This window comes from Pseudoclavibacter sp. 8L (genome assembly GCF_902506465.1).
GTDB lineage: Bacteria > Actinomycetota > Actinomycetes > Actinomycetales > Microbacteriaceae > Pseudoclavibacter.
Genome location: NZ_LR733186.1, coordinates 473471 through 497938, shown reverse-complemented (window position 1 = coordinate 497938; position 24468 = coordinate 473471). Strand labels below are relative to the sequence as shown.

General features: G+C 66.8%; 35 protein-coding genes and 1 tRNA gene. 28 read left to right on the top strand and 8 right to left on the bottom strand.

Annotated features, from left to right (window positions below; all coding sequences use genetic code 11):
• The first annotated feature begins 55 nt into the window (after positions 1-55).
• Positions 56-562, top strand: coding sequence for a DUF3145 domain-containing protein (locus tag GV007_RS09180; RefSeq protein WP_104241409.1), 507 nt, complete (start codon positions 56-58; stop codon positions 560-562).
• Between the two features lie 134 nt (positions 563-696).
• Here the strand turns inward: GV007_RS09180 and GV007_RS09175 are convergent, their stop codons facing one another.
• The 6 genes from GV007_RS09175 to aceE all read right to left on the bottom strand — a co-directional run bounded on the left by GV007_RS09175 (position 697) and on the right by aceE (position 8446).
• Entirely contained in the window at positions 697-1938 is a 1242-nt protein-coding gene (locus GV007_RS09175) for a beta-ketoacyl-[acyl-carrier-protein] synthase family protein (RefSeq protein ID WP_104330882.1), read from the bottom strand.
• Positions 1939-2028: 90 nt separating this feature from the next.
• Positions 2029-2274, bottom strand: a complete 246-nt coding sequence (locus GV007_RS09170) for an acyl carrier protein (RefSeq protein ID WP_068479114.1) — start codon at positions 2272-2274, stop codon at positions 2029-2031.
• A 90-nt stretch (positions 2275-2364) separates the two neighbouring features.
• Entirely contained in the window at positions 2365-3375 is a 1011-nt protein-coding gene (locus GV007_RS09165; RefSeq protein WP_160072037.1) for a beta-ketoacyl-ACP synthase III, read from the bottom strand.
• Between the two features lie 39 nt (positions 3376-3414).
• Positions 3415-4338 (bottom strand): ACP S-malonyltransferase, encoded by a 924-nt coding sequence (locus GV007_RS09160; protein ID WP_160074172.1) that lies wholly within the window; start codon positions 4336-4338, stop codon positions 3415-3417.
• Positions 4339-4416: 78 nt separating this feature from the next.
• Positions 4417-5661: a PucR family transcriptional regulator gene (locus GV007_RS09155; RefSeq protein ID WP_160072035.1), complete on the bottom strand. Its 1245-nt coding sequence runs from the start codon at positions 5659-5661 to the stop codon at positions 4417-4419.
• Positions 5662-5701: 40 nt separating this feature from the next.
• On the bottom strand, positions 5702-8446 hold the full coding sequence (aceE, locus tag GV007_RS09150) for a pyruvate dehydrogenase (acetyl-transferring), homodimeric type (protein WP_160072033.1): 2745 nt from the start codon (positions 8444-8446) through the stop codon (positions 5702-5704).
• Positions 8447-8566: 120 nt separating this feature from the next.
• On the opposite strand from aceE, the gene GV007_RS09145 reads away from it, so the two are divergent.
• Both GV007_RS09145 and GV007_RS09140 read left to right on the top strand, forming a co-directional pair.
• The gene (locus GV007_RS09145; RefSeq protein WP_236558434.1) at positions 8567-9109 is read left to right on the top strand and encodes a redoxin domain-containing protein; all 543 of its coding nucleotides are present in this window, start codon (positions 8567-8569) and stop codon (positions 9107-9109) included.
• Positions 9100-9172 (top strand) — tRNA-Val (locus GV007_RS09140). The genes GV007_RS09145 and GV007_RS09140 overlap by 10 nt, the downstream gene beginning before the upstream one ends.
• Here GV007_RS09140 and GV007_RS19455 read toward each other — a convergent pair.
• Entirely contained in the window at positions 9132-9386 is a 255-nt protein-coding gene (locus GV007_RS19455) for a helix-turn-helix domain-containing protein (RefSeq protein ID WP_442960386.1), read from the bottom strand. The genes GV007_RS09140 and GV007_RS19455 overlap by 41 nt on opposite strands.
• Positions 9387-9503: 117 nt before the next feature.
• Here GV007_RS19455 and GV007_RS09130 point away from each other — a divergent pair, with 117 nt between their 5' ends.
• Positions 9504-9773, top strand: coding sequence for a MerR family transcriptional regulator (locus tag GV007_RS09130; protein WP_236558431.1), 270 nt, complete (start codon positions 9504-9506; stop codon positions 9771-9773).
• Between the two features lie 436 nt (positions 9774-10209).
• Here GV007_RS09130 and GV007_RS09125 read toward each other — a convergent pair whose 3' ends face one another.
• Positions 10210-10437, bottom strand: a complete 228-nt coding sequence (locus GV007_RS09125; RefSeq protein WP_160072029.1) for a hypothetical protein — start codon at positions 10435-10437, stop codon at positions 10210-10212.
• 471 nt (positions 10438-10908) lie between these two features.
• On the opposite strand from GV007_RS09125, the gene GV007_RS09120 reads away from it, so the two are divergent.
• The 24 genes from GV007_RS09120 to GV007_RS09005 all read left to right on the top strand — a co-directional run bounded on the left by GV007_RS09120 (position 10909) and on the right by GV007_RS09005 (position 24435).
• Positions 10909-11196: a hypothetical protein gene (locus GV007_RS09120; protein ID WP_160072027.1), complete on the top strand. Its 288-nt coding sequence runs from the start codon at positions 10909-10911 to the stop codon at positions 11194-11196.
• Positions 11193-11402 (top strand): hypothetical protein, encoded by a 210-nt coding sequence (locus GV007_RS09115; RefSeq protein ID WP_160072025.1) that lies wholly within the window; start codon positions 11193-11195, stop codon positions 11400-11402. Before GV007_RS09120 ends, GV007_RS09115 begins: the two co-directional genes overlap by 4 nt.
• A complete protein-coding gene (locus GV007_RS09110) occupies positions 11399-11809 on the top strand; it encodes a hypothetical protein (protein WP_160072023.1) in 411 nt (136 codons plus the stop codon). Before GV007_RS09115 ends, GV007_RS09110 begins: the two co-directional genes overlap by 4 nt.
• The gene (locus GV007_RS09105; RefSeq protein ID WP_160072021.1) at positions 11806-12201 is read left to right on the top strand and encodes a hypothetical protein; all 396 of its coding nucleotides are present in this window, start codon (positions 11806-11808) and stop codon (positions 12199-12201) included. Before GV007_RS09110 ends, GV007_RS09105 begins: the two co-directional genes overlap by 4 nt.
• Positions 12194-12538 (top strand): hypothetical protein, encoded by a 345-nt coding sequence (locus tag GV007_RS09100; RefSeq protein WP_160072019.1) that lies wholly within the window; start codon positions 12194-12196, stop codon positions 12536-12538. Before GV007_RS09105 ends, GV007_RS09100 begins: the two co-directional genes overlap by 8 nt.
• Positions 12539-12876: 338 nt before the next feature.
• Positions 12877-13500, top strand: coding sequence for a hypothetical protein (locus tag GV007_RS09095; protein WP_160072017.1), 624 nt, complete (start codon positions 12877-12879; stop codon positions 13498-13500).
• 259 nt (positions 13501-13759) lie between these two features.
• Entirely contained in the window at positions 13760-14563 is an 804-nt protein-coding gene (locus GV007_RS09090) for a helix-turn-helix domain-containing protein (protein ID WP_160072015.1), read from the top strand.
• A gap of 24 nt (positions 14564-14587) precedes the next feature.
• Positions 14588-15943, top strand: coding sequence for a ParB/RepB/Spo0J family partition protein (locus GV007_RS09085; RefSeq protein ID WP_160072013.1), 1356 nt, complete (start codon positions 14588-14590; stop codon positions 15941-15943).
• The gene (locus tag GV007_RS09080; protein ID WP_160072011.1) at positions 15940-16143 is read left to right on the top strand and encodes a hypothetical protein; all 204 of its coding nucleotides are present in this window, start codon (positions 15940-15942) and stop codon (positions 16141-16143) included. Before GV007_RS09085 ends, GV007_RS09080 begins: the two co-directional genes overlap by 4 nt.
• Complete coding sequence (locus GV007_RS09075; RefSeq protein ID WP_160072009.1) at positions 16143-16772, top strand: molecular chaperone DnaJ; 630 nt, start codon at positions 16143-16145, stop codon at positions 16770-16772. The genes GV007_RS09080 and GV007_RS09075 overlap by 1 nt, the downstream gene beginning before the upstream one ends.
• On the top strand, positions 16772-17296 hold the full coding sequence (locus GV007_RS09070) for a hypothetical protein (protein ID WP_160072007.1): 525 nt from the start codon (positions 16772-16774) through the stop codon (positions 17294-17296). The genes GV007_RS09075 and GV007_RS09070 overlap by 1 nt, the downstream gene beginning before the upstream one ends.
• Positions 17297-17397: 101 nt before the next feature.
• Positions 17398-17598 carry a hypothetical protein gene (locus tag GV007_RS09065; RefSeq protein ID WP_160072005.1) on the top strand — a complete coding sequence of 67 codons (201 nt, stop codon included), beginning with the start codon at positions 17398-17400 and terminating at the stop codon, positions 17596-17598.
• Complete coding sequence (locus GV007_RS09060; protein WP_160072003.1) at positions 17595-18224, top strand: hypothetical protein; 630 nt, start codon at positions 17595-17597, stop codon at positions 18222-18224. The genes GV007_RS09065 and GV007_RS09060 overlap by 4 nt, the downstream gene beginning before the upstream one ends.
• Positions 18221-19060 carry a hypothetical protein gene (locus tag GV007_RS09055; protein WP_160072001.1) on the top strand — a complete coding sequence of 280 codons (840 nt, stop codon included), beginning with the start codon at positions 18221-18223 and terminating at the stop codon, positions 19058-19060. The genes GV007_RS09060 and GV007_RS09055 overlap by 4 nt, the downstream gene beginning before the upstream one ends.
• Positions 19053-19316, top strand: a complete 264-nt coding sequence (locus tag GV007_RS09050) for a hypothetical protein (RefSeq protein WP_160071999.1) — start codon at positions 19053-19055, stop codon at positions 19314-19316. The genes GV007_RS09055 and GV007_RS09050 overlap by 8 nt, the downstream gene beginning before the upstream one ends.
• Before the next feature lie 32 nt (positions 19317-19348).
• The gene (locus GV007_RS09045; protein WP_160071997.1) at positions 19349-19738 is read left to right on the top strand and encodes a hypothetical protein; all 390 of its coding nucleotides are present in this window, start codon (positions 19349-19351) and stop codon (positions 19736-19738) included.
• Positions 19739-19766: 28 nt separating this feature from the next.
• The gene (locus tag GV007_RS09040; RefSeq protein WP_160071995.1) at positions 19767-20261 is read left to right on the top strand and encodes a hypothetical protein; all 495 of its coding nucleotides are present in this window, start codon (positions 19767-19769) and stop codon (positions 20259-20261) included.
• Positions 20254-20856 (top strand): hypothetical protein, encoded by a 603-nt coding sequence (locus GV007_RS09035; protein ID WP_160071993.1) that lies wholly within the window; start codon positions 20254-20256, stop codon positions 20854-20856. The genes GV007_RS09040 and GV007_RS09035 overlap by 8 nt, the downstream gene beginning before the upstream one ends.
• Positions 20857-21354: 498 nt before the next feature.
• Positions 21355-21636 carry a hypothetical protein gene (locus tag GV007_RS09030; protein WP_160071991.1) on the top strand — a complete coding sequence of 94 codons (282 nt, stop codon included), beginning with the start codon at positions 21355-21357 and terminating at the stop codon, positions 21634-21636.
• An 80-nt stretch (positions 21637-21716) separates the two neighbouring features.
• Positions 21717-22133, top strand: coding sequence for a hypothetical protein (locus GV007_RS09025; RefSeq protein WP_160071989.1), 417 nt, complete (start codon positions 21717-21719; stop codon positions 22131-22133).
• Between the two features lie 80 nt (positions 22134-22213).
• Positions 22214-22363, top strand: a complete 150-nt coding sequence (locus GV007_RS09020; RefSeq protein ID WP_160071987.1) for a hypothetical protein — start codon at positions 22214-22216, stop codon at positions 22361-22363.
• 88 nt (positions 22364-22451) lie between these two features.
• Complete coding sequence (locus GV007_RS09015) at positions 22452-23312, top strand: hypothetical protein (RefSeq protein WP_160071985.1); 861 nt, start codon at positions 22452-22454, stop codon at positions 23310-23312.
• Positions 23313-23443: 131 nt separating this feature from the next.
• On the top strand, positions 23444-23767 hold the full coding sequence (locus GV007_RS09010) for a hypothetical protein (RefSeq protein ID WP_160071983.1): 324 nt from the start codon (positions 23444-23446) through the stop codon (positions 23765-23767).
• Between the two features lie 17 nt (positions 23768-23784).
• The gene (locus tag GV007_RS09005) at positions 23785-24435 is read left to right on the top strand and encodes a hypothetical protein (RefSeq protein WP_160071981.1); all 651 of its coding nucleotides are present in this window, start codon (positions 23785-23787) and stop codon (positions 24433-24435) included.
• Positions 24436-24468: the final 33 nt, after the last annotated feature.

Below are 24468 nucleotides of genomic sequence, written 5' to 3'. Positions count from 1 at the left end.
ATTCATCACGTGATCGTTGGGGAAGACGAATCACCAAACGAATGGAGGAGAACTCATGGTTGCACCGAACGCAGGAGGGGTGCTCTACGTGCACTCCTCTCCTAAGGCGCTTTGCCAGCACGTCGAGTGGGGTGTCGGTCGCGCCCTCGGGTACGCCGTCAACCTTCCCTGGATCGACCAGCCGGTCATTCCAGGGCAGTTGCGTGCGGAGTTCACCTGGGAAGGCGAGCCTGGCGCTGGGGCGGCTATCGCGTCGCACCTGCGCGGCTGGGCCCACCTTCGCTTCGAAGTCACCGAGGACGCGCGTCCTGGCGTCGATGGCGGTCGTTGGATGCACACGCCTGAGCTTGGTATCTACTACGCCCAGACGGATGCCTCTGGCGGCGTCGTGGTTCCGGAAGATCGCGTTCGGTACGCGATGGAGATCGCTGGCGGCAATGCCTCCGAGCTCCACCGCGAGCTGCGCCTCGCGCTTGGGCAGGCTTGGGATGACGAGTTGGAGCCATTCCGCATCGCCGGCGACGAGAGTCCCGTCGTGTGGATGCACCACCGAGTCGGCTAGGTCAGCCATGCGGATGGTCCGCTGAGAGGTGGACCGGAAGCTGTTCTCGACACTCCAAGACTGTGGCCCCTCAGGTTCTCACCTGAGGGGCCACAGTTCTTGCTGCAGGCCGTCGAAGCGGCCGGCAGGAGTGTCTACACTCCGCGGAACGCGACGACGGCGTTGTGCCCGCCGAAGCCGAACGAGGTCGAGATGGCGACCTTGCCTGATGCGTCGAAGGGGCGCGGCTCGGTGACGACGTCGAGGTGGATCGCAGGGTCCTGCTCGTTGAGGTTGATCGTCGGGGGCAGTGTTCCCTCAGAGAGCGCCAGCACGGTGAACATGGCCTCGAGGGCTCCCGCGCCGCCGAGCAGGTGGCCGGTGGACGCCTTGGTCGCGGAGACGGGGATGGAGGCGAGGTGCTCGCCGAAGACCGACTTGAGTGCCGTGAACTCCGCGATGTCGCCGACGGGTGTCGAGGTGGCGTGCGCGTTGATGTGGGTGACGTCCTCGACAGACACCCCGGCCTGGCCGAGTGCGGCCGTGATTGCGCGTGCCGCGCCGGTGCCCTCGGGGTCCGGTGCCGTGATGTGGTGTGCATCCGCCGTGACGCCCCCGCCGATGAGCTCGGCGTAGATGCGCGCGCCGCGAGCGAGCGCGTGTTCCTCGGTCTCGAGCACGAGAGCTGCGGCACCCTCTCCGAGGACAAAGCCGTCTCGGCTCACGTCATAGGGTCGTGACGCGTGCGATGGGTCGTCGTTGCGTTTCGACAAGGCCTGCATCGCCGCGAAGGAGGCGACGGGGAGTGGGTGGATAGCCGCCTCGGAGCCACCGGCGACGACGACATCCGCGAGGCCCTGCTGGAGGTGCTCGTAGGCATCCGCGATGGCTTCCGTGCTGGATGCACACGCTGAGACGACCGTGCGGACACCGGCGCGGGCCTTGATGTCCATGCCGATCGCAGCTCCTGGGCCGTTCGGCATGAGCATCGGAACGGTGAGCGGCATGACCCGGCGTGGGCCCTTCTCGCGGAGCGTGTCCCAGGCGTCGAGGAGCGTCCAGACTCCGCCGATGCCGGTTGCCCAGTCGACGAGGAGGCGTTCGGCGGGGATGTCGCCGACGGTGAGGCCTGCATCGGCGAAGGCCTCACGGCCCGCGATGAGCGCGAACTGGCTTGAGGGGTCGAGGCGCTTGGCTTCGTGGCGGGGGAGTACCTCGCTTGCCGGGACCTTTGCGGTCGCGGCGAATTCGATGGGGATCTCGTACTTCGCGACCCATTCGGCCTCGAGTGTGCGAGCTCCTGATTCACCGGCGAGGAGCGCTTCCCAGGTGCTGCGGGCGGTGCCGCCCAGCGGGGAAGTCGCACCGATGCCGGTGACGACGATTTTCTTGGTCATGACAACTGCTCCTGAATGAACTGGGGCGAAGGTGAGACAGTCACTAAGAGTGGGCGGCAGAAGCCGCCCACTCGAAGTGGAGGATCGTCCTTAGGACGCTGCGACGATGAAGTTGACGGCGTCGCCCACGGTCTTGAGGTTTGCGACCTCGTCGTCCGGGATCTTGACGTCGAACTTCTCTTCAGCGTTGACGACGATCGTCATCATGGAGATCGAGTCGATGTCGAGGTCGTCGGTGAAAGACTTCTCAACGGTGACCGTGTCAGCCGCGATTCCGGTCTCGTCGTTTACGAGCTCAGCGAGTCCCGCGAGAACTTCGTCGTTGGTAAGTGCCATGGTGTTTCTCCTTGATTGTCAATGACCGAGCCAAGTGTATTGGTCGGCGGGGGTGCGTGGGGGAGGCGTGCGGGGACTTCTGGGTGCCCGTTAGGGCAGGACAACGACCTGAGCGCCGTACACGAGGCCCGCGCCGAAGCCGATCTGGAGGGCGAGCCCGCCCGACAGCTCGGGGTTCTCCTCAAGCAGGCGATGCGTCGCGAGGGGAACCGAAGCGGCCGACGTGTTGCCGGTCGTCGCGATGTCACGGGCGATGACGACGTGGTCGGGCAGCGCGAGTTGCTTCGCGAACTCGTCGACGATGCGCATGTTCGCCTGGTGCGGGATGAAGGCGGAGAGCTGATCGGCAGTGACGCCAGCCTCTTCCAGCGCGCGTCGCGCGACCTTCGCCATGTCCCAGACAGCCCAGCGGAAGACGCTCGGCCCGTCCTGGCGCAGCGTCGGCCATTCGGAGCCGCCCTGGCGGTAGTCCTGCAGGCTCGCGTTCATGGAGACCGCTTCCCAGCGGGACCCGTCGGAGCCGAGGATCGACTTGGAGATGCCGGGAGAGTCGCTCGGGCCGATGATCGCAGCCCCCGCGCCGTCGCCGAGCAGGAAGGAGATGGTGCGGTCCGTGGGGTCGATGAGATCCGACAGCTTCTCGGTGCCGACGACGAGGACATGCTCGGCGACTCCTGTGCGAACCAGGGCATCCGCCTGCGCGACGGCGTAGCAGTAGCCGGCGCACGCGGCGTTGAGGTCGTAGGCAGCTGCCGGCGTCGCACCGACGAGGTCGGCGAGGCGCGCGGCGAGCGACGGGGTCTGCATCTCGTTGCTGATCGTCGCGACGATGACAGCGCCGATGCGGTTCGGATCGATGCCCGAGCGTTCGATGGCCTCCCGTGAGGCGTCGACAGCGAGGTCGAGCGCACTCGTATCCTCGTTTGCTCGCACGCGGGTGATGACTCCCGTGCGCTGGCGGATCCACTCGTCAGACGAGTTGATCGGCTCGATGATCTCCGAGTTCGGGACGACGCGCTCGCCGCGGGCGGCACCCATGGCGAGGATGCGCGTGTACTGCGCGCCCGTCGACTGCACAAGGGTCGGTGTTGCTGTGGTCATGCGAGTCCTCTCGAGGATGCTCTTGGCAGTTCGGTGTTCTCAGACGTCGGCCGCGATGCGTTCGCGTGCCACGTCGAGGTCTGCGGGAGTGGAGAGTGCGAGGGTCGGGGTTCCCTTGAGCGCTCGCTTGGCGAGTCCGCTCAGGGTGCCGGCTGGTGCGAGTTCGATGAGTGAGGTGACGCCGGCGTCGGCGAACGCGCGCATGCAGGCGTCCCAGCGCACTGGTTGCGCGAGCTGTCGGATGAGGGCGGCACGGAACTCGACTCCGTCGGTCACGACCGAGCCGGTTTCGTTCGACCAGATCGTGCGCACGGGGTCACGGACCTCGAAGTGCTCAGCATCCGCGGTCAGTGTCGTGCGGGCCTGTTCCATGTAGCGGGTGTGGAAGGCACCAGCCACCTTGAGCGGGATCACTCGTGTTCCCGGTGCGGGCTCGCTGCGGAGTGCTGCGAGTGCTTCGGGTGCGCCGGCCGCGACGATCTGCCCGCCGCCGTTGAAGTTGGCGGGGGTGAGGTCGAGTTCCGCGAGACGTGCGAGGACCGCGTCCTCGTCACCGCCGAGAACAGCGCTCATGCTGGTGGGAGTGGCGGCGGCGTCCTGCGCCATCAGCTGCGAACGCCGCGCGACGAAGCGCATCGCGGTGTCGGCGTCGAAGATGCCCGCCGCGTAGGCGGCCGTGATCTCGCCGACGGAGTGGCCAGCGACCCCACCGATCGCCGCTGCTGCGCCGGGGATCTCCATGAGGGAGTTCCAGGCGAGGATGCCGGCCGCGACGATGAGGGGCTGCGCAACTGCGGTGTCGCGGATCGTGTCTGCGTCAGATTCGGTGCCGTGCTTGACGAGGTCGATGCCGGAGGATGCGGACAGCTGCTCGAGGGTGTCTCGGTTCCTGGTGTCTTCGATCCAGGGGAGCAGGAAGCCTGGAGTCTGTGAACCCTGGCCTGGGCAGGTGACGACAATCATGGATTCCATCATGACAGCACCTGGGCGTTCAGCCCTGTAGCAACAGTCCCAAGAAGTCGAAAGATCATTAGAGGTTTTCTAGTGCGAGGTGCGGCGGCTGCGTCGAGCCACGTTGCTGGCAGGGGTGCCGCTCGGCTGGCGGCGGGGCTCTGGCTGCTTCGGCTCGGCGATGTTCCCGAGGATCAGCGCGCACTGGAGTATGAGCGCCTCTCGCGGTCCGGTGGCGTCCCAGCCGATGACTTCGCTGACGCGCTTGAGGCGGTAGCGGACGGTGTTGGGGTGTACGAAGAGCTCGCGGGCCGTCGCCTCGAGCGAACGTCCGTTGTCGAGATAGCACCAGAGCGTCGTCAGCAGATCGCTCTGGTGATCCGCGAGTGGCCTGAAGACCCTCGCGACAAGCGTCTGGCGTGCGAGCGGGTCGCCGGCGAGGGCACGTTCTGGGAGGAGCTCGTCGGCCAGCATGGGGCGCTGCGCCTTCCTCCACGCGCCCGCCACGGCGAAGCCGGCGAGCGCGGCGCGGGCGCTGCGAGAGGCCTCGACCACGCTCGGCACGGGTGGGCCGAGGACAAGTCGGCCGTCGCCGAAGCTGGGCTCGAGCCGCTCGGCGATCTCCATGAAGGGCACCTGCTCGGCTTCGTCACCTTCGCCGTCGGGGTGAGCCCGGCCGATGACGAGCACCAGCCGGCCTCCCTGCACGCCAACGAGAAGGTCGACCTTGTTGTGGCGGGCCGTCCGGCGGATCTGGTCGACCTCGAGGATCCTCGGAGTCGTCCCGACGAGCACGCTGACCTCGCCGTGCCCATGCCAGCCGAGCGCGGCGATACGGCTCGGGAGCTCGTCGTCGTGCTCGCCGGTGAGGATCGAGTCGACGACAAGCGCTTCAAGGCGCGCATCCCACAGGCCTCTCGCCTCGGCTGCGCGTGCGTACACGTCGGCCGCGGCGAAGGCGATATCTCGCGAGTACTTCAGCACCGCTTCACGCACGTCGCCGTCGGTCAGCTTCGTGCGCTCCTCGACGACCTCCACGACCACCCGGATGAGCTGCAGCGTCTGCTGCAGGCTCACCGAACGAAGGAGCTCTCGAGGCGCCGAGTCGAAGACGTCGGCCGCTACCCATGGGGTGGCTGTCGGGTCTTCGAACCAGGCGATGAAGGATGAGATGCCCGACTGGGCGACGAGGCCTACGGCACTGCGTCGCCCAGGGGGCATGTCACCGAACCAGGGAAGGGTGTCTTCCAAGCGCTTCACTGTTGCGGTCGAGAGCTCTCCCGAGATCGATCGCAGCCAGTTGAGCGTCTGTTCCTTCGTGCGTGGAGCGGGCATGATTCCGAACTGTGAGGAGGCGAGCAGGGGTGGAGCGCTGTTAGGCGTCTCCGCCCGCGCTGCCGCTCGTGCCGGCCTTCGGGTTGTGGAGGTCGTACTTGTCGATGGCCTCCTGCACGAGGGAACGGTCGATCTTGCCCTGCGTCGCGAGACGCTCGAGAGCGCGAACGACGACGGAGTGGCTGTCGATCAGGTAGTACCGACGTGCGGCGGGACGCGTGTCGGAGATGCCGAAGTCATCGGCACCGAGCGTCGTGAAGTCGTTCTTCACGAACGGACGGATCTGGTCCTGAACCGCGTGCGAGAAGTCGCTCACGGCGATGACGGGGCCTTCCGACGCCTGGAGCTTGTCCGTGACGAACGGGACCTTGGGCTCCTCGTTCGGGTGCGTCCAGTTGTACTCCTCGGCACGGAGGCCGTCGCGACGGAGCTCGTTCCAGGACGTGACCGACCAGACTTCAGCCGCAACACCCCAGTCCTTCTCCAGAAGCTCCTGCGCTTCGAGGATCCACGGCACACCGACACCCGAGGCGAGCAGCTGCACGCGCGGTCCCTGCGCCTCGGTTCCCTTGAGGTAGTAGATGCCCTTGAGGATGCCCTCGACGTCCACGTTCTCCGGCTCAGCTGGCTGGGCCATCGGCTCGTTGTACACCGTGAGGTAGTACATGACGTTCGGGTCCTGCTTCGGGTTCTCCGACTGGGAATCCGGGCCGTACATCCGCTCGATACCCGCCTGCATGATGTGTGCGAGCTCGTAGGCGAAGGCGGGGTCGTAGGTGACGACTGCCGGGTTCGTGGCTGCGATGATCGGCGAGTGGCCGTCCATGTGCTGCAGGCCCTCGCCGGCGAGCGTCGTGCGCCCAGCCGTGGCTCCGATGAGGAAGCCGCGCGTGAGCTGGTCTGCCGCCGCCCACATGGCGTCGGCGGTGCGCTGGAACCCGAACATGGAGTAGTACATGTAGATCGGGATCATGGCCTCGCCGTGCGTCGAGTACGACGATCCGGCTGCCGTGAATGCGCCCATGGCGCCGGCCTCGTTGATGCCGACGTGGTTGATCTGCCCCTGCTCGCTCTCGCGGTAGGCGAGGAGCAGTTCGCGGTCGACCGACATGTAGTGCTGGCCGTTCGGGTTGTAGATCTTCGCGGTCGGGAAGAACGCGTCGACGCCGAAGGTGCGGGCCTCGTCCGGGATGATCGGGACGATGCGCGACCCGAAGTCCTTGGACCGCATGAGGTCCTTGAGCAGGCGGACAAACGCCATCGTCGAAGCGATCTCCTGCGTGCCGGAGCCCTTCTTGATGGATGCGTAGGTCTTGTCGTCCGGCACGGCGATCTGCGTGAACTTCGAGCGACGCTCCGGCACGAACCCGCCGAGCTCACGGCGGCGCTCCTGCATGTACTGGATAGCCTCGTTGTCAGGGCCCGGGTTGTAGTACGGGGGCTGGTAGACGTCGGCCTCGAGTGCTGCATCCGAGATCGGGATGTGCAGCTGGTCGCGGAACGCCTTCAGGTCCGGAAGCGTGAGCTTCTTCATCTGGTGCGTCGCGTTGCGGCCCTCGAAGTGCGGTCCGAGACCGTAGCCCTTGATGGTGTGCGCGAGGATGACGGTCGGCTGACCCTTGTGCTCGGTCGCCGCCTTGTACGCCGCGTAGACCTTGCGGTAGTCGTGGCCGCCTCGCTTGAGGCCCCAGATCTCGTCGTCGCTGTAGTTCTCGACGAGCTTGAGCGCCTCGGGGTCGCGTCCGAAGAAGTTCTCGCGAACGAACCCGCCCGACTCGGTCTTGTACGTCTGGAAGTCGCCATCTGGCGTCTCGTTCATCAGGGTGCGCAGCGCGCCCTTGTCATCGCGCTCGAGGAGGGAGTCCCACTCGCGACCCCAGACGACCTTGATGACGTGCCAGCCGGCGCCGCGGAAGAAGCTCTCGAGCTCCTGGATGATCTTGCCGTTGCCGCGAACCGGGCCGTCGAGGCGCTGCAGGTTGCAGTTGACGACGAAGGTGAGGTTGTCGAGGTTCTGGTTGGCTGCGACCTGCAGCTGTCCTCGCGACTCGACCTCATCCATCTCTCCGTCGCCGAGGTATGCCCAGACGTGCGAGCCGGAGGCGTCCTTCATGCCGCGGTTGGTGAGGTACTTGTTGAACTGCGCCTGCCAGATCGCGTTGAGCGGTCCGATACCCATCGAGACCGTCGGGAACTGCCAGAAGTCCTTCATGAGGCGCGGGTGCGGGTACGACGGCATGCCGTGCGGGGCAGCGGACTGCTCCTGGCGGAAGCCGTCGAGCTGCTCGGCGCTGATCTGACCCTGCAGGAAGGCGCGCGAGTAGTTGCCGGGGGAAGCGTGCCCCTGGAAGAAGACCTGGTCGGGCCCATCCGCGTGGTCGTAGCCCTTGAAGAAGTGGTTCAGACCCACTTCGTAGAGCGTCGCCTGCGAGGCGTAGGAGGAGATGTGGCCGCCGACGGCGACCCCTTCGCGCTGTGCGCGCTGCACCGTCATGGCCGCGTTCCAGCGGATCCACGAGCGGTAGGTGCGCTCCAGCGACTCGTCACCTGGGAACTCTGGCTCGTCCTCGGGCGCAATCGAGTTCACGTAATCGGTGGTTGGAACCATGGGAACGCCGAGGTGGCGCTCCCGAGACCGCTCAAGAAGGCTGAGCATGATGTCTCGCCCGCGCTGGTGTCCCTGCGCGTCTACGACCGCATCGAGCGATTCGCGCCATTCGGCGGTCTCCTCGGGGTCGCTGTCAACGTAATGCTCTGAGTACGGATCCTGGTTGTTAACAGCCACCGTCGACCTCATTTCGTTCCGGGTTCGTCACGTCTATGGCGCGCGCCAGGTTATGACGCGCAGTCCACCGGCTAGCCTATCTTTGGTTTGTGCGATGCACACGCAGGTTGGCGTGAATGCTTGTCGAAGCGCGCACAACCGAACATCGCCGGCGGAGAGGGCCTGATCGTGAGCGAATTCGCGCCGCCGCTTGAGTCGATTTCTCTGGTCGACCACCGGGGTGGGATGGGCGTGGTGGCCGGGCCGGCACCATCATCACGGCTGGTCGTGTTCGTTCCCATGGCGTTCACGCCCGTGTGCGCCGACGAGATATCCGACCTCGCCCAGCTGGTGAGTGAGGCCCGCGATCGGCGCGAGTGGGGCTCCGCGCCCGAGACTCCCGAGGTGCTCGTCGTCTCGACCGACAGCTCAGCTGCGCTGCGAGCGTGGCTCGTCGAGCTTGGCGCGGATGCAATCCTCACCGGCTGCAGCGACTTCTGGCCGCATGGTTCGGCCGCCCGTGCGTATGGTGCGTTCGACGAGGCTGCTGGCACCGCGACGCGACGCTCCTTCCTCGTCAGGGCTGACGGCAGCTACCGGGTCGCCGCATCCGCTCGCCCGGGTGAGGCTCGCGTTCGATCGGACCACGCGGCCGCGCTACACTTGTTCGCCGAGGGCCTTTAGCTCAGCTGGTAGAGCGCCACGTTTACACCGTGGATGTCGTCGGTTCGATCCCGGCAGGGCCCACTCCCGCAGCAACGATTCCCCCGACTGGTCCACCTGGTCGGGGGTTTTCTGTCTCCCCAAGCAGGTACGAAGTCGTGGTGTTCAGGGCGCGGGCCACGGTGCGCAGCTCGTCGAGCGTCCATTTGCGCTCGCCACGGAGCTTGCGAGACAGAGCGGTCTGCTGGATGCCTAGCACGGGTGCGAGGTCGCCCTGCTTGAGCTTCTGGTCCCACATGAGCATGTGGACGGTGCGTCCCACAACGACGTCGAGCGACTCTTCGACTGACTGGGGTGAAAGTTCCGTGCTGGTAGGCATGTGCCGATAGTAGGACAAAACGGACAAGATGTGCAAGTGGACGGCAACTTGGTCGACTTAGCCCATTTTGGCATGTATGGTCATCGCATGACAGAACGGCATGTAGTTACCGAACCGGAGTTGATGACTCCGAAGGAAGCTGCCGAGGCGTTGCACGTTTCGACGAAGACCGTGCAGCGTATCGCAGATCAAGGGAGCGTCGGCTTCGTGCGATTGCCGTCCGGGCATCGACGTTATGTTCGCGCTGAGATCGTCGAACTCGCGAATGCTCAGCACGCGACGACCTCAGGGGTGGCCGCATCGTGAGCCTCACCGTCGCACTCGTGCTCATTGCTCTGGTGTTCGTCGTTCTGCCTCTGCTGCTTGCGCCCTCTGGACTGCTGCCGTTCGTTGTCGTCCTCGCTCTGTGTGGAGCGCTAGTCGTCTCCATCGGCGGAACACGCGAGGTAGCTCGGTGGGTTCGATCATGCCGACTGGCAGAGGCATCGCTGAATCGAATTCCGACAACGACACCTCGCGGCTACGCCGAGTGGCTGCAGTCCACCAGCGGCCAGGCCAAGGGGTCCAGCGAATGACGAGCTTTGCGCTGGGATCACCGGCGACAACGGACGTGGGGAAAAGTACTCGGGCGAGCACGGTCTCCCCAGCCTTGAGCACCGGGCGCCGCTGTGCCCAGTTCGGGGCGAGGCCTGGCGCGAGTCGTTCTCCCTCGAAGGCCGCCTCGCAGAGGTGCCCGTACATCTCAAAGTCGTACGCGTCGCCGTCGCCAGCGTTGGTGATGGCGATGACCCCCCACCTCGAAGTCGCCGGCCCTCTCGGCGCTGTACGAGTGCTCGCGCTGCTCGAGCTGCGACTCGAGCACGATCACGGGTCGTGGCTTGTCTGCATGCCGGATGAGCAACGTAACGCTCGCGGACACGAGCGCGGCGACGGGCACGAACTGCAGCCACGTCAAGTCGATGGGTTCCATGCGCGAACCCTATCCAGCGCTGGAGCACCTCACTAGCTGACCAAAGAAGTGAGCCCCCGCGGGTGCAACCGCGGAGGCTCTGAACGAAAGGCAATCCAATGTCCTTCTGCAGGAACTCTAGCCGAAGGGTCCGTCATCTGGCGGGTCTCGGCAACATCGCAGGTGGTGCTCTCGCGCTCGCGGTGTTGATTCAATCCGCGCAGGCCGCTGGTGCGTTGCGTCGGATCGCTCGCAGGGTCGCGCCGCCCGCACCGAAGCAGCCTCCCGCTTCGTGCGCTGCGCACTTTTCGTGGTCGCAGGCATCGAAGACGTGCCGGCAATGCCATGCGGCTCGTGTGCGGCTCGCGGCCTGGGTGGAAGCACACCGCGAGGAGGTGTCCCGATGATCGAGATCGATCGCCGCAGGAAGCGGCACGCTCACCGCTGGACGCTGATCACGCGCGTCGAGGATTTCTTCGGTCGGTGGTTCGCATGAGCTACGTCGACTCTCCTCTGCACGGCGCGGCGCAGGTGCTCCTGATCGTCGCCATGGTCGTGCTCGCACTTCGGGTTCGCAGGATCGTGCGCATGCGAGCCGCCCACAAGGCGGCGCTCGCAGAGCGCGACGTCATGCACACGTCACCGATCGGTGAGCCGGTCGAGTTCAGGCCCGGCACGTGGATGGTTCGTCTCTCGGACTCCGAGGCGGTCTTCGGCCGCTCGCGAGATGAGGCGATGGTCCGTGCCTTTCGGCCCCGGAAGATCGGAGCCCTCGCATGACCAAGGCAGCTGAGCAGCACGCCGCTGCAGACCAGGTCGCGGTGTTCTTCACACGGGCCGAGATCCAGGCGCTCGCGAAGCAGGCCCGCCCGAAGGATGGATACCCCACGGCCGAGGAGCTCGCGCTGCAGGACAAGGCGTGGAAGCGACTCCTCAAGGCCGAGTCTGTCGATCGCAACGCGCAAGCGAAGGCGGCGGGGAAGTGATCGCGCCGACGTCGGACGTCCGCGCAGAGACCTACTTCCGGGACGGCAACCAGTGCGCCTCGTGCGGCACCCACGCGCTGCTCACCTTCCAGCACCGCGGTGCGGTGGGCATGGGTGGATCCAAGATCATGCCGCTCGTCGTCGAGGGACTGACGCTCTGCCTCGAGTGCAACGACCGCACCGAGCGCGACCTGCAGACGAAGGCGCTGCTGCACGGCTGGAAGGTACGCCGTTGGGTGCAGCAGCAGGGGCGATGCCAGGACGTGCCGGTGTTCTACGCGCACCTCGGCGTCTGGTTCCGCCTCGATGACTTCGAGCGCATCCGAATCACTGAGGCGGATGCGCTCGCCATGATGCACGCGGTCTACGGCCGCGTCGAGTACGAGAAGTGGGGACTGGCCGCATGACCGAGACGATGAAGGCGAGCGCGTCCCGCCGCGATGTGATGAGGACGGGTGCTTGGTCTGTGCCGGTGATCGCTGTGGCGATCGCCACGCCGGCGGCATCCGCGTCGAGCCCGCGAGGTGAGACGGTGTGCATGGGGTCGGCTGGCACCTACACGGTCACCGCGGATGTGCTGACGGTCAGGTTTGCCCGGGTGCCGGACATCTACGAGGCGAACGTGCGCACGGCGTCGGGCACTCGCGGGTACGGCACGAACTACGGCACGGCGCCGAAGCGTGGCTCTCGGGTGTGGGTGATCCCGCTCGCGTCTCGTCCGGAGTGGGCGCATGTGCACCCGTTCAACGAGCACTACGGCGAGTCGACGTGCCCTGCTGAGGGGGTGCCTCGTGGCTGATCGTGACGCGCTGGTGAAGGCCGAGGCTCTGGACGACGCCGCCGACCTCCTTGGGGACACTCAGCTCGACACGATGTGGGAGGCGCTCGCGTGGCTTCGTGGCCAGGCGCACTCGCTGCGCGCGACGGGCGAGCTGGCCGACGACGTCGAGCCTCGCCCCGCATCCGACGCCGCGATCGCGGCCGCGGCTCGTGCCATGTACGACGAGAACCGCTCGCCGTACTTGAACGCTGACCAGCACGACGCCGGGTACACCGACGTCGTGGAGGCGGGGTACACGGAGCTTGTCCTCGCGGGGTTCGCTGCTGCTGAGCGGGTGCGCCATGTCCAGGACTGATCTGCGGACGACCTACGTGGCGTGGTGGCCGGAGTCGGGCGTGCTGAAGGTAGGGCGCGCGGTGCCGAGCGGCTCGCGGATCCGTGAGCTCGTGGAGCACGGCGCGCGGATCCTCTTCGCGTTCCGGCGCACGCCGGCGTCGTGGGAGGCGGCTGCTCTTGCCGAGCTTCGTCGCGTCTTCGAGCCCGCGTTCCGCGACAACCTCGACGCGTGGGAGCACATGCCTCGCGGTCATGGCTGGTCGGAGTGCGTTCACGTTTCGGCTCGGCAGATTGACCGCGCTATCGACTTGATCTTGAAGGGAACGCAGGCATATGCAGATGCGGAGGCAGAGGACGGTGAAGCCCTCGTTCTTCCGCGATCCGCGGGTGACGGCGGTGCCGATGGGGATGAGGTTCTTCGCGACCGCGTTGATGGCGTGGGCGGACGATCACGGGCGGGGGGAAGTTCTGCCGCGCCGGATGCAGCGGGAGATGTTGTCGGACGACGACGTCGTGTCGCCGGATCGGATCGAGGAGGTCATGTTGCACCTCGCCGAGTCCGGGTTCCTGCTGTTGTGGGCGGACGAGGATGGCCGGTCGTTGTTCCAGATCGCTCCGGATCTGCTGGGCACGGTGGACCGGCGCAATCCGTCGACGTACCCGGAGCCCCCGTTCGCGAATTCGTTCGCGAATTCGTTCGCGAATCGTGTCGCGAATCGTGGCTTAGGGGAGAGGGAGAGCGGGCGGGTCGAGTTCGGGAGCGAGCGAGGGGGAGGCGAGCGCGAGAGCGTGAGGCTCCCACCGGAGCCCTTCTGCCATCGTCACCCCGCTGGGGCCGAATACGACTGCAGACATTGCGGCACTGCTCGCTCGAAGAACCGTCAATGGGAGCTGCTCCGCCGCGCAGGCAGGGACAACTCGCACCTGGAAGGTCCAGCTGATGCCTTCGACGATGACTTCTCCGACGTCCCAGCTTTCTGATCACCGAGTCATGCGCTCCTGCTCGATGGACGAGTGTGGATCTCCTGCGGTGGGCCGTGGCTTGTGTCGAGCGCACTACCAGCAGGCGTGGAGACAGGGTGACCTCGAGCAGCACCCGAAGCACGCACCCGTAGAGGCATCGTTCGTGTGTCCTGCTGAGCACAAGCACGCCGAGTCGACCACCTGTTACCGAGCGCATCGGTGCCGGTGCACGCCGTGCCGGAAGGGGCACGCTGCGCGTGCTGCTGAGCGGTCGCGGTTGGAGGCGTACGGCCGATTCGACACAGGCCTGACGGATGTTGCCCCGGCTCGTGCCCACCTCCTGCGGCTTCGTGAGGCGGGTGTCGGCTACAAGCGAGCTGCCGAGCTCGCGGGTGTGAGCAAGACGTCGGTGCGGAACATCCTCTATGGGCGTCAGGGGTCGGGTCCTCGAGCTGGCCAGGTGGTGCATCGCGTCAAGCGGGAGACGTCGGCGGCGATCCTCGCCGTGCCGGTGGAGACTGCGGCGCTCGCGGATGGTGCGTTGGTGTCGGCGGTCGGTTCTCAGCGCCGTGTGCAGGCTCTGGTGGCTCGTGGCTGGTCGTTCACGTTGATCGCTCAGATGCTGGATGAGGCGCTGGGGAACTTCGTCACGAGCATCCGCACACCTCACATCACGGCTCGTCGCCATCGGGCCATCGTCGCGGTCTACGAGCGCGTCTGGAACGTCGAGCCGCCGACGGATACCCCGACGCAGCGTGCCACCCGCTCTCGAGCCCTCAACTACGCGGCCGCGCACCGGTGGCTCCCGCCCATGGCCTGGGACGACATCGACACCGACCCAGAGCCACCCGTCGCGGAGGCGGACACGAACGACGTCGACGCCGCAGCAGTCATCCTCGCGCTCGCGGGTGACGCTGTCCGCCTGTCGACGCCGGAGCGCCGGGAGTGCGTGCGTCGTCTCACGGAGAGCGGGTGGAGTTCGTCCGCGATCGCTGACCTGCTCCGCTGCACGCCGCGCACTGTCGTCCGTCTCCGCAGTGAACTGACCAACTCAGCAAGCAAGACCACTCAAGCCGCCTAGCCGGCGCAACGAAAGGACATGACCATGACCCCTACGACTACCCCTCCGGGCACGCTCGAGCATGTGGCTCCCGCCGACCTGGTGATCGAGGAGAACGTCCGCCAGTCGGCGCCGCTCACTCCCGATTTCATTCGCAGCATCAAGGAGAACGGCGTCATCACCCCGGTGCTGGCGCATCGCCGCGATGGTGTCCTCGTGGTGCGTGCGGGTCAGCGCCGCACCCTCGCGGCCCGCGAGGCGGGCCTGGAGACGATCCCGGTGTACGCCGTCGAGGCGGGCGACGAGGTCACGGAGCGCATCGTGCAGCAGCTGGTGGAGAACGATCAGCGCGAGGAGCTCACAACGGCCGAGCGCGTCGCGTCGTACAAGCAGCTCGAGTTCGCTGGCCTCTCGCTCCGCACGATCACGAAGCGAACCGGCGCGAAGGCGTCGACGGTGAAGACGGCGCTGGCGGTGGCTCACTCGGATGCGGCGTCGAAGATCACGGCGGAGCACCAGCTCACGCTCGAGCAGGCTGAGGCGCTGGTCGAGTTCGAGGACGACGCCGAGGTGCTGGCGACCCTGACCGATGTCGTCTCGCGCACGCCTGGCCAGTTCGAGCACGAGCTGCAGCGCCAGCGCGACGACCGCGCCCGCCGGATCGTCAAGGAAGCGGCGGAGGAGAAGCTCCGCGCCGAGGGGTTCGAGATCCTGGTGGAGCGCCCGCACTACTCGGGGTCGGCTTGGCTTCGCACGTACGAGGTGGCACGCGAGGATGGCTCGCAGGTGAAGGCCGCTGATCTCGCCGGAGTACCCGGCGTCGCGGTGCACGTCATGTCGTATCGCGGCAACGAGGACGCGAGCGTGGAGCACTATCTGCCTCGGGATCTTCCGGAGGGCTTCAAGCTCACGGCAGGTTCGGCAGCCGCGGCCAAGGGCCCGATGTCGGAGGCGCAGCTCGAGGAGCGCCGCACGGTCGTCGCGAACAACAAGGCTTGGGACTCGGCGGAAGTCGTGCGTCGTGCGTGGCTGTCGGAGTTCCTGGGCCGCACGAAGTTCCCGACCGACGCCCTGCAGTTCGTGGCGATAGCTTCCACTCGCATGCACCGCAACCTCGAGGCCGGCATGGCGACGGGCAACGACCTCGCGCACAGGCTGATGAGTATCGAGCGCAAGCACGGCGGGCAGGATCTGCTGGGCGCCCTGGTGTCGACGGCTCCGAGCAAGGCGACGCAGGTGTTGGTCGCTGTGGCGCTCGCGGGTATCGAGTCGACGACGGGTCGCAGCACGTGGCGCACGAAGTCGTCGTTCGTCGCGGAGTACTTCGAGCGCATCGAGGCGTGGGGGTACACGCTCTCCGACGTCGAGCGCCTGGTCGTGGAGATGGCGAGGGAGTCATGAGCCAGCCATCCGAGCTGCAGGTCGTCCACGCCGCCCGTGACGTACTTCGCCGCACGCGGTCGACGGATGCGACCTCGACCACGCTGCGCATGTTCGCGATCGTGGAGCTGAACCAGGCCGTGCACGACGCCGAGCAGGGGCGCCCGGTCCGCCCGCCTGTGGCGACTCTTGCCCGCCGTATCACGAAGGACGAAGGCTGATGGGCGCCTGGCCTGACGAGCTCACCGTCGATCCAGTCGGGGAGTGGCCCGGCAAGCTGACGCCCGTTCGCCGCCGCTCCGCGTTCGGCTCGACGTGGACGACGACACTCGAGCTGCTCGATCGTGAGACGCGCGCGCTCGGCGGCAAGAACGTGCGTCTGCAGGTCGCGATCCCGCCGCAGCACTTCCGTCTCGATGGTCGACCTCGTGCGACTGCCAAGGCCGAGCACCCTGGCGTGATCCTCACGCTGGATTCGAAGCACGGAGCGCTGAGCTACCCATGCGACACCTTCGACGACTGGCAGGACAACGTCCGTGCGATCGCCTTGGCCCTCGAGGCGCTCCGCAAGGTGGATCGCTACGGGGTGACGAGGGGTGGTGAGCAGTACCGCGGCTTCCTTGCCCTCGAGGTGTCGCCGGCCCAGCGAATCGATGCTGCGTTGGCCGCGATCTGGCTCGCTGCCCACGACGAGCCCACACCTGCAGGTTGGCGCCCGAGTGAACCCCAGGCACGCCACGCGCTGGGCCGGGCAAAGCGTCGGACCCATCCGGACGCCGGTGGCAACGCTGAGGCCTTCCAACGTGTCACCGAAGCCGAGAAGTACCTACGAGAGAAGCGAGTCATCTGATGGTCGAGAACGTCTATCCGGAGTCCACCCCCGAGGTCGCTGTGCTGTCGACTGATCTGGCTTCCGCGCTCGCGGTCTTCCAGCGGGCGATCGCGAAGTCGGAGCGTGCTGCTGAGGGGGAGAGCAGCGATGCGGAGTTCGCTGCGGTCGCTGAGGTGCGGGAGGCGGGGGAGCGCTTCGTGGCGTTGGCGCAGTCTGCGCTGGCGCATCACCCGCGGCCGGCGAAACTCGGCTACCTGTTCCGTCCGGTGCTGCCGGTGTTCCTGGTGGTGGGCAATCGCTTCCATGCGGCGGCGTTCCGTGACGCGCATGGCTTGAGGGCTGCTGACGTGGTGTGTGCGTTGGCGTCGCCGGAGTCGGGGGATTGGTTCCGGGTGCATGAGGTACGTCGGGTGGAGCTGGTTTTCCCGGATGACTGGGTGCCGATGGCGGCGAAGGACGTTGCGGCGGCGAACGTGTCGTTGGCTCGTGCGGCGACGTTGAACGAGCGGAATGGGTGGCCCGTGCTGGAGGTGTCGGCGTGAGCGGGGATCAGGTGGAGCCTCGCCAGTCGCTGGTGGGTCGCTGTCGGGTGTCGTTGGCGTGTGAGCGCGGGGAGGGGCACGACGGGTTGTGCGCTGCTCGCGTGGTGACGCCTCTGGCGACGGTGGCGCTGGTCTTCTCGGAAGATGAGCTGCTGGAGTTCGCCCGCTATCACGAGGGTCTGCCGGTGATGATGCGGCCGGATGAGGAGTCGCCGGCGGCTGCCACGGCTGATCGTCTGGTCGCTGCGGCTCAGGAGCTCATCCACGCGTCGCGTGCGTCTCGTCGGGCGGTTCGGCGATGAGCGGGGAGGTGCTCGAGCGGGTCGACCTCGACGACCTGTTCGAGGGGTGGACTGTCGCCGTCGTGATGCGGGGGATGAAGCCGGGGCCGCGAGCTGATCGCGGTGAGGTTGCCCGCCATCAGGGTGAGCTCGTCGTGCGCATCGGGCCGGATAGTTTTCCGGTCCCGCTGGCGGCGCTCGCGGACTACTGGGTGTACCGCGTGCATCCGCCGCTGCCGGGAGCGCTCGGCTACTACACGACTGAGGACCCGGACCACGAGGTCATCGAGCGCACGTCGACGGGGTGGCGCTCGATCGACACGGTCGGGACGCCACTCTCGGACGCGGAGGTGCGCGAGTTGGGTGAGCTCGAGCACTACGTGCGGGCGTCGGTCCTGGAAGAGGTCAGAGCTGAGCGGTGGGAGTTCCGCACCTTGGCGATGGACGCGAACGTCGAGGTCGCGTTGCTGCAGGGCGACCTGGCGCAGGCTCGCGCCGCGCTCGCGCCGGCCCGCGCAGACGCTCGCAGGTTCGCGCTCGCCCAGGTCAACGCTCTGCTGCGCTCGCGGTGGTGGGTGTGGCCGGTTCGTGTGGTGTTCGGTCGCCGGTTTGGTGCCGAGCTGTTGGAGATGGGAGAGGGACGATGACGGACAACGTGAAGCAGCTGAGGGGTGTGGAGGTGTTCCCGCTTGGCGAGGATGGCGGTGCGTACGCAGTGCTGGGTGCGACGTCGGAGGCTATGGCTCGCGACGCGGTTGCCCGCTGGCTCTTGGACTCGACGCCGACCGAGCTCGTCGATGAGCTGAAGGCCCTGGCCACGGCGTCGGCGCAGGTGGGGACCGGCTGGTACTTCGAGGAGCTTCCGGGTGGGGACGCCGCGCTGCGTCGCGCCTCGCATGAGGCTGCCTCGACGACGCTCACCTCGTACGGCGTGGTCTTCGGAGTTCCGGCGGTGCCTATGACGGGTAGGCCGGACCTGCTGCCGGGTGCTCGTCGCACTCGCCGTCGCTTCGCGCACGAAATCTACCCTCACGGCGCGGAGCACGAGACACGACCGCTCGAGGTTGAGGTGAAGTACCTGCTCGCTCGCGCCCAGGGCATGGAGGTCTGGGGTACGGGCTGGCGGCAAGCGGGCAACGAGTACCTGGACCGGCTGCACATCCTGATCGAGACGCGGCGTCTCGCGTTCCTCGCTGATGCTCTGTTGCAGGGCATGGCTGGGCAAGAGGCCTGGGTGTGGGCTCAACGACACGCTGGGCAGGAGTCGGGCGAGCTGGTCTACGAGCGCGCGATGCACTACGGCGTGGAGCTCGACAACATCAAGCCGTATCCGTGCGGGCCTGCTCCTCAGGTTCACGACCACTGGGAGTCTTCCGGCTATTCGGCGGGCCACGGCATGGGCACTCGCATAGAGGGACCCGAGGGGGCGTGCGACGTCTGCACCGAGCCTCTCGTGCTCGCGGGTGGTGATGACCGTGCCTGAGCCCCGTGTGCTGACAGAGGAGGAGCTCGTCCGCGGTTACGGCCAGCTCGGCGCATCCGGGCAGCAGCAACGCGACCGCGACGACATGGCCCGCCGTGCGATCGAGGCGATCAAGGAGACGGCGCGGCTCGCGGAGCGGGTGCAGGTGGCCGAGGAGATCGAGGCGGAGCGCCTCGACGCGGGGGATGGCATCGACTTCGACGCCTACATCAACGGGCTGTCACGGGCCGAGACGATTGCGAGGGAAGGACGATGACCGTGCAGGGGACGACGTACAGGCTGCGGGACATGGATAACCGCGGTGATGATGGCGAGCCGTGGGAGACGAAGGGGTCGCTGGCGAAGCTGGCTGGCTACGTGGATGGCCCGTTGCGGGGTGATCTGCGTGATGAGGCGAAGGCGAATCTGGATCCGATCGTGGCTGAGATGCGGGAGGGGCGTCTGAGTGAGGCTCACCGTGAGGAGCTGCGCCGGCGCACGGGTGTCTACATCTCGGAGGTGGAGGAGCGGGTGCAGGCGTGGCAGCACTCCCGGAAGGGGTACATCGAGGGTGTGGTCCTGCGCACCAGCGAGACGTGGACGACCATCCGCTGCTCGAAAGCGAACCGCGGCGCCGACGTGGGCGAGCGGTTCACGTTCCGCAATGAGCTCGCGACGGAGGTGGAGGTCGATGCCTGAGCCGGAGAAGGTGAAGTTCGCTCGTCAAGTGATCGCGCAGCAGTTGGTCGCTGATCTGGTGGCCAAGGCTGACGATGACGGGTTCGTGTGGCGGTCGGAGCTCGCGCGGATCTCGGAGGAGGACCTTGATGCGGTGAAGGTGCTGGCCGCTGCGGGGGCTCCGTCGGCGGAGCAGTTCGAGGCGGCGTGCGACTTCCTCTCGCCGCCGCCCGCACCAGAGGATGACTCTTCCCGCGCTCGCGGTGGGGTCGAGCCGCATCTGCACCTGCATCTTGTGCAAGGTCTTGCACCGGTCGCGCGCACATCCATCGGCGAGCGGTTCACGTGGCCTGTCCCTGAGGGGTTGCTCGTCTTACCGAGTGGGCCGTTCGATCGGGGGCCTGTGGTCGAGGCCGGGGAGGTCACGTACGAGGAGACAGCAGCTGCTCTGGCGCGCTTCGAGAAGGAGAGCGAGCTGGGCTCGCCGATCGAAGCCATGTGGCAGGTACTCAAGACCGACCGAGAGGAGGCCCGTCGTGGCTGAGCAGGAGTACACGCCGACCGAGGCAGAGATCCGAGCGGCCCACGAGGCGTTCTGGGCATCGGGTGATGTGACGGGCGGTCACGAGGCTATCGGTGCGGCTCTCCGGGCCGCCGCGGAGGTCAGGGACGCCGGGAGGTCGAAGCGAGTCGACCCGGCGCAGATTGCCGCTGCTATCGCCGAGGCGCGCCTTCCCGACGACTGGATGGTGCCCGCTTCCGATGCCATCGTGGTCACCGGCCGAGCGCGGCTTGTGGAGATTGACCTCGAGCCGGACGGAGCTTATCTGTTCGGTGTCTCGAGGGGTGGAGAGTTGCAGGTTCCGAAGTCGCTTGTCGCATCATTCGCCACTGCGGTGGGCATGGAGATTCGGGGGCACGAGTCTCTGGTGGCTGATCTGGAGACGTTCATGGCTCTGGTCGATGGAACCAAGGTCATTGACGCGCGAGGTTCATTCTTTCAGAAAGACGCGGAGCATTTCGATCCGGAGGAGAACCCGTTCGTGGGCCGTGACGAGCATCACAGCGGGGCGCTGGCGGATGACATCGTCTTCCCGGTTCGGGTGGTTTGGGTGCCCGAGGAGAAGTCTCGTGCCTGAGTGGGTGCTGCTGCTGTACGGGGGGATCGCGGTCGCTTGCTGGCTTGCAGCTCTGCTCCTGCACGGAGAGCCGGGTGTGCCGAGGCGTTGGCCGGCGCGGCTCGCGCTGGCGGCCCCGGTGTGGCCGGTTGCGGTGGCGCTCGCCCTGGTCTGGGGTGGTTGCGCTCTGTGGCGGGCTGCTGAGTGGCGGGGGTTGTTCCGTGATTGAGGCGCAGCAGGCGCAGAACGAGCGGCAGATGAACTTCAAGTCGTTCAGGGTGACGTTCCGTCTCGGTGTGCCGATGACACCGAACTGGGGCCTGTCTGATGCTCACCGCAGCAGGCATGGGAGTGGAGTCCGGCCGAACCGGGCTGCGCGGAGGAAGCAGGAGCGAGAAGCGGCTCGGGCCGCGGATGGGTTGGTGGATCGTGGGTAGTGGGCTGAAGGCGGCAGAGGTGGCGTTCGCGGAGGGGAGTCGGCCGCGGGAGTTCGAGTCAGTGCCGGTGGTGGTGGAGGCTATGCAGTTCAAGGGGTGGCAGAACGCGACGGAGATCCAGCGTTGGGTGCGTTCGGCGTTCGTGCCGCGTGGCTATGACCATCACCTGCGCACTGATCGGGAGCGCGATGGGGGATACATCGAGGAGCATGCGCCGAATTTCCTGGTGCTGTTCGCCGCTGAGGGGCCGGGCGAGGTGCGGGTCGATCAGGGGGACTGGATCGTGCGGGATGCGAGTGGGCAGGTGTCGTCGTACTCGTCGGAGGGGTTCGAAGCAGCGTTCATCCCGAGGAGGGTGTCATGAGCAGTGGTCAGAGGCGTCGTGTGCCGGCGGAGTTCCCTCGGATGAAGTACCGGGGTCGGGCGAGGGCTCGTCATGAGCGGATGCAGCGTGAGCTGGTGCAGCGCTTCTTGAGGTTGGGCGCCTCGGGCGGTTCGTTTCAGCTTGGAGTGTTGCTGGGGGAGGCGTTCAAGGGGTTTGCGGCTGAGGCGCTGCGGGCGGCAGGCGAAGTTTTCGGTGTCTTCGGGGACGGGTTGAGCGATATGGCGGATGCGATTGACCCGCCCAAGCGCTCCGACTTCGCCCTGATGCCCGCGCCCCGCGGCCCCGGGGCAGGGGCGGTGTTCATCGACGAGATCCAGAGCTTCCCACCGGCACCGCTCGACTCACCCATGGCGAACGTTTGGACACTGCCCGCCGCTGAGCAAGCCGCGATCGAGCACAACCAGGCTCGCTATCACGAGCTCGGGAAGCTGCGCCGCGGGCAGCCGAACACGTACAACGAGACGGAGTACCGATGAGGCGCAAGGCTCGGGGCTCGGTCCCGGAGACAGCCGCTGGTCGTCGTGCCCGCTATCTGCGTCAGCCGATCCGATTTGCGATGGACACGAAGAACGTCTTTGAGAAGCGCGGGCGCAGGGAGGCGGCGGTGATCGCGGCCATGGCCGCCCAGTCCCTGTCGGAGGAGCAGTGGAAGCTGTTCGAGAAGCGCCTGATCGTGTTGGGCGTCGATCTTGGAGGGTCATCGTGATGAGCACGACCGCAACACCACACCAGGCACGCATGATGGCTGGTCCCGCGCTCGCGGTGGGCGCACGAATCGTCGGCGAGGTGCACGAATGAGGGCGCCTGAGCTGTACCTCGCGAAGCTCCAGGCGCTGCCGGAGTTGTTCGTCCACCTCGCGGCTATCGCCCAGCCGACTCGACAGCAGGCGGACGGTCTGCCGGTCTCGCGTGACATGCAGTCGACTCCCGTGCGCCTGGTCCCGCTCGATGACCTTTCGCAGATCTTCATCGACCTGTGGCGAGCGGAGCGGGTGTGGCGAGAGCGTCTCGGGCGCCGCGACCTGATCGACACGGCGTACATGGTGAGCTTCGACGAGTGGGGCGACTGGACCGAGGGTGCGCTCCATCCTCGAGGCATTCTGACCGACGAGCGCTGGTCCGAGCAGGTGAAGGTCTGGGCTCAGACGCTGGTCAACAGGTTCGTGGTCTTCTGGCCCGACGTCGCCCGGGATCCGGGGTGGCCCGCGTTCGCGGCCGAGCTCGAGGAGTGGGCGGTCAAGATGCCCGCGCGCTGGCCACTTGAAGGGCGCCGACCGGTGCCGGTGAAGCCGAGGCCCTGCCCTGAGTGTGAGCGTCTGCAGGTGTACGCCGATGGCTGGTCGGAGGACGAGGACGGCATCCGGTGCTACTCCTGCCAGTGGACCTACCGACCGGAGCTGTGGCTGCCGATCAAGGAAGCAGCCGAGCGCCAGGGGGTGACCGTGCACACCGTGCAGAACTGGATAGCTCGCCCGCACTCGCCGCTGATCGCTCTGCCGATGCGGAAGGACGCGCAGCGCCGCCGCATGGTCGAGCGCGACCAGGTGCGCGACTACGCGGCCCTCATGGCCCAGCTCCGAGTCAAGTGCAAGCCGCTCGAGGTGCCGTTCGTCTTGAGTGGCCTCCCGCGCGTGCGCGCACACGCGGGTACGTGATGGTGGTCATTTACCACTTCTGGGATAGGGTGCACCTGTGCGAGTGGTGGGCCTACTGCCTGTCGCTCGCTGAGTCGCTTCGATCCGAAACCCCCGCCATGTGCGGGGGTTTCGTCGTTTGAGGGGGTGCTGTGGGCAAGAACCACAAGAGCACCCGCCGGATGAAGTCGCTCCGGGCGAAGTTCCGGGAAGCGTGCGCAGCGCAGGTCAACGACGACGGCAGTGTCGGCGCGCCCTGCTGGCTGTGCCCCAGGCCGATCGACTACGACGCCGCCTACGACGACTGGAAGAACGACTGGCGCTTCCAGCTCGATCACTTCTACGTCGTCGACGAGCACCCCGAGCTCCAAGAGGACTGGGACAACTTCCGCGCCTCGCATGCCGGGTGCAACAACCGCCGCAGTAACAAGCCGCCCAGACCCGCGATCGGCAACCGGTCGCAGTCCTGGGTCTGATGGAAGGGACACTCCACATGACACAGAACAACATCGCCAAGCTCATCACTCTGAGCTCCGAGCCGAACGTTGACGGCACCCCGCTGCCCGCCATTGGCCCAGCCGTCACCATTACGCAGGTCGCGACCGACCTCAAGCGGGTCACCCTCGACGTGTTCACCGAGGGGGTCGACATCCGCGACCTTCCGCCTCACGCGGTCGTCAAGTACGCGGACGAGACCAGCGACCTCGTCCTCCTCGGCCTGTCCAACGAACTGCACATCCGGATCAGCGCGCGCGTGTTGGGCGGTTCCGACGTCGAGATCATGACTGCCTCGCAGGATCTCGGGGTCGAGGTCGCGGCAGTGGGGGACACCGCGAGTGTTGCCGTCGACGTGCGGGCGGACACCATCCGCATTCTGCAGAAGGCCATCGATCATCTGCAGGACGGGGCAGACGAGGCGACGATCGCGGCAGTGCGGTCGCGTACGAAGTCGTCTGATCGCCTCACCGTGCACGACGCGAGCTTGATCTGGCAGCTTGAAGATGGTCCAGCCATCTTCGACGCACTGGGTGACGCGCTCGGCGTCGATCCGCAGCACGTGCAGTTGTCCGCCATCCCGCAAGGCGTGGTCAACTTCTCGCTGCTCGCCCGAGCACTGCACGTCGCGGGGCACACCGGTGAGTGACCGGATTACCGGTCTGCCTCATCGCATGCTCGG

Coding starts and splice junctions, on each gene's coding strand:
- GV007_RS09180 (WP_104241409.1), top strand. CDS start 56: ATGGTTGCACCGAACGCAGGAGGGGTGCTCTACGTGCACTCCTCTCCT.
- GV007_RS09175 (WP_104330882.1), bottom strand. CDS start 1,938: ATGACCAAGAAAATCGTCGTCACCGGCATCGGTGCGACTTCCCCGCTG.
- GV007_RS09170 (WP_068479114.1), bottom strand. CDS start 2,274: ATGGCACTTACCAACGACGAAGTTCTCGCGGGACTCGCTGAGCTCGTA.
- GV007_RS09165 (WP_160072037.1), bottom strand. CDS start 3,375: ATGACCACAGCAACACCGACCCTTGTGCAGTCGACGGGCGCGCAGTAC.
- GV007_RS09160 (WP_160074172.1), bottom strand. CDS start 4,338: ATGATTGTCGTCACCTGCCCAGGCCAGGGTTCACAGACTCCAGGCTTC.
- GV007_RS09155 (WP_160072035.1), bottom strand. CDS start 5,661: ATGCCCGCTCCACGCACGAAGGAACAGACGCTCAACTGGCTGCGATCG.
- GV007_RS19455 (WP_442960386.1), bottom strand. CDS start 9,386: ATGTGGGACCAGAAGCTCAAGCAGGGCGACCTCGCACCCGTGCTAGGC.
- GV007_RS09125 (WP_160072029.1), bottom strand. CDS start 10,437: ATGGAACCCATCGACTTGACGTGGCTGCAGTTCGTGCCCGTCGCCGCG.
- GV007_RS09120 (WP_160072027.1), top strand. CDS start 10,909: ATGAGCTACGTCGACTCTCCTCTGCACGGCGCGGCGCAGGTGCTCCTG.
- GV007_RS09115 (WP_160072025.1), top strand. CDS start 11,193: ATGACCAAGGCAGCTGAGCAGCACGCCGCTGCAGACCAGGTCGCGGTG.
- GV007_RS09105 (WP_160072021.1), top strand. CDS start 11,806: ATGACCGAGACGATGAAGGCGAGCGCGTCCCGCCGCGATGTGATGAGG.
- GV007_RS09085 (WP_160072013.1), top strand. CDS start 14,588: ATGACCCCTACGACTACCCCTCCGGGCACGCTCGAGCATGTGGCTCCC.
- GV007_RS09080 (WP_160072011.1), top strand. CDS start 15,940: ATGAGCCAGCCATCCGAGCTGCAGGTCGTCCACGCCGCCCGTGACGTA.
- GV007_RS09075 (WP_160072009.1), top strand. CDS start 16,143: ATGGGCGCCTGGCCTGACGAGCTCACCGTCGATCCAGTCGGGGAGTGG.
- GV007_RS09070 (WP_160072007.1), top strand. CDS start 16,772: ATGGTCGAGAACGTCTATCCGGAGTCCACCCCCGAGGTCGCTGTGCTG.
- GV007_RS09060 (WP_160072003.1), top strand. CDS start 17,595: ATGAGCGGGGAGGTGCTCGAGCGGGTCGACCTCGACGACCTGTTCGAG.
- GV007_RS09055 (WP_160072001.1), top strand. CDS start 18,221: ATGACGGACAACGTGAAGCAGCTGAGGGGTGTGGAGGTGTTCCCGCTT.
- GV007_RS09045 (WP_160071997.1), top strand. CDS start 19,349: ATGGATAACCGCGGTGATGATGGCGAGCCGTGGGAGACGAAGGGGTCG.
- GV007_RS09030 (WP_160071991.1), top strand. CDS start 21,355: ATGCAGTTCAAGGGGTGGCAGAACGCGACGGAGATCCAGCGTTGGGTG.
- GV007_RS09025 (WP_160071989.1), top strand. CDS start 21,717: ATGCAGCGTGAGCTGGTGCAGCGCTTCTTGAGGTTGGGCGCCTCGGGC.
- GV007_RS09020 (WP_160071987.1), top strand. CDS start 22,214: ATGGACACGAAGAACGTCTTTGAGAAGCGCGGGCGCAGGGAGGCGGCG.
- GV007_RS09015 (WP_160071985.1), top strand. CDS start 22,452: ATGAGGGCGCCTGAGCTGTACCTCGCGAAGCTCCAGGCGCTGCCGGAG.
- GV007_RS09005 (WP_160071981.1), top strand. CDS start 23,785: ATGACACAGAACAACATCGCCAAGCTCATCACTCTGAGCTCCGAGCCG.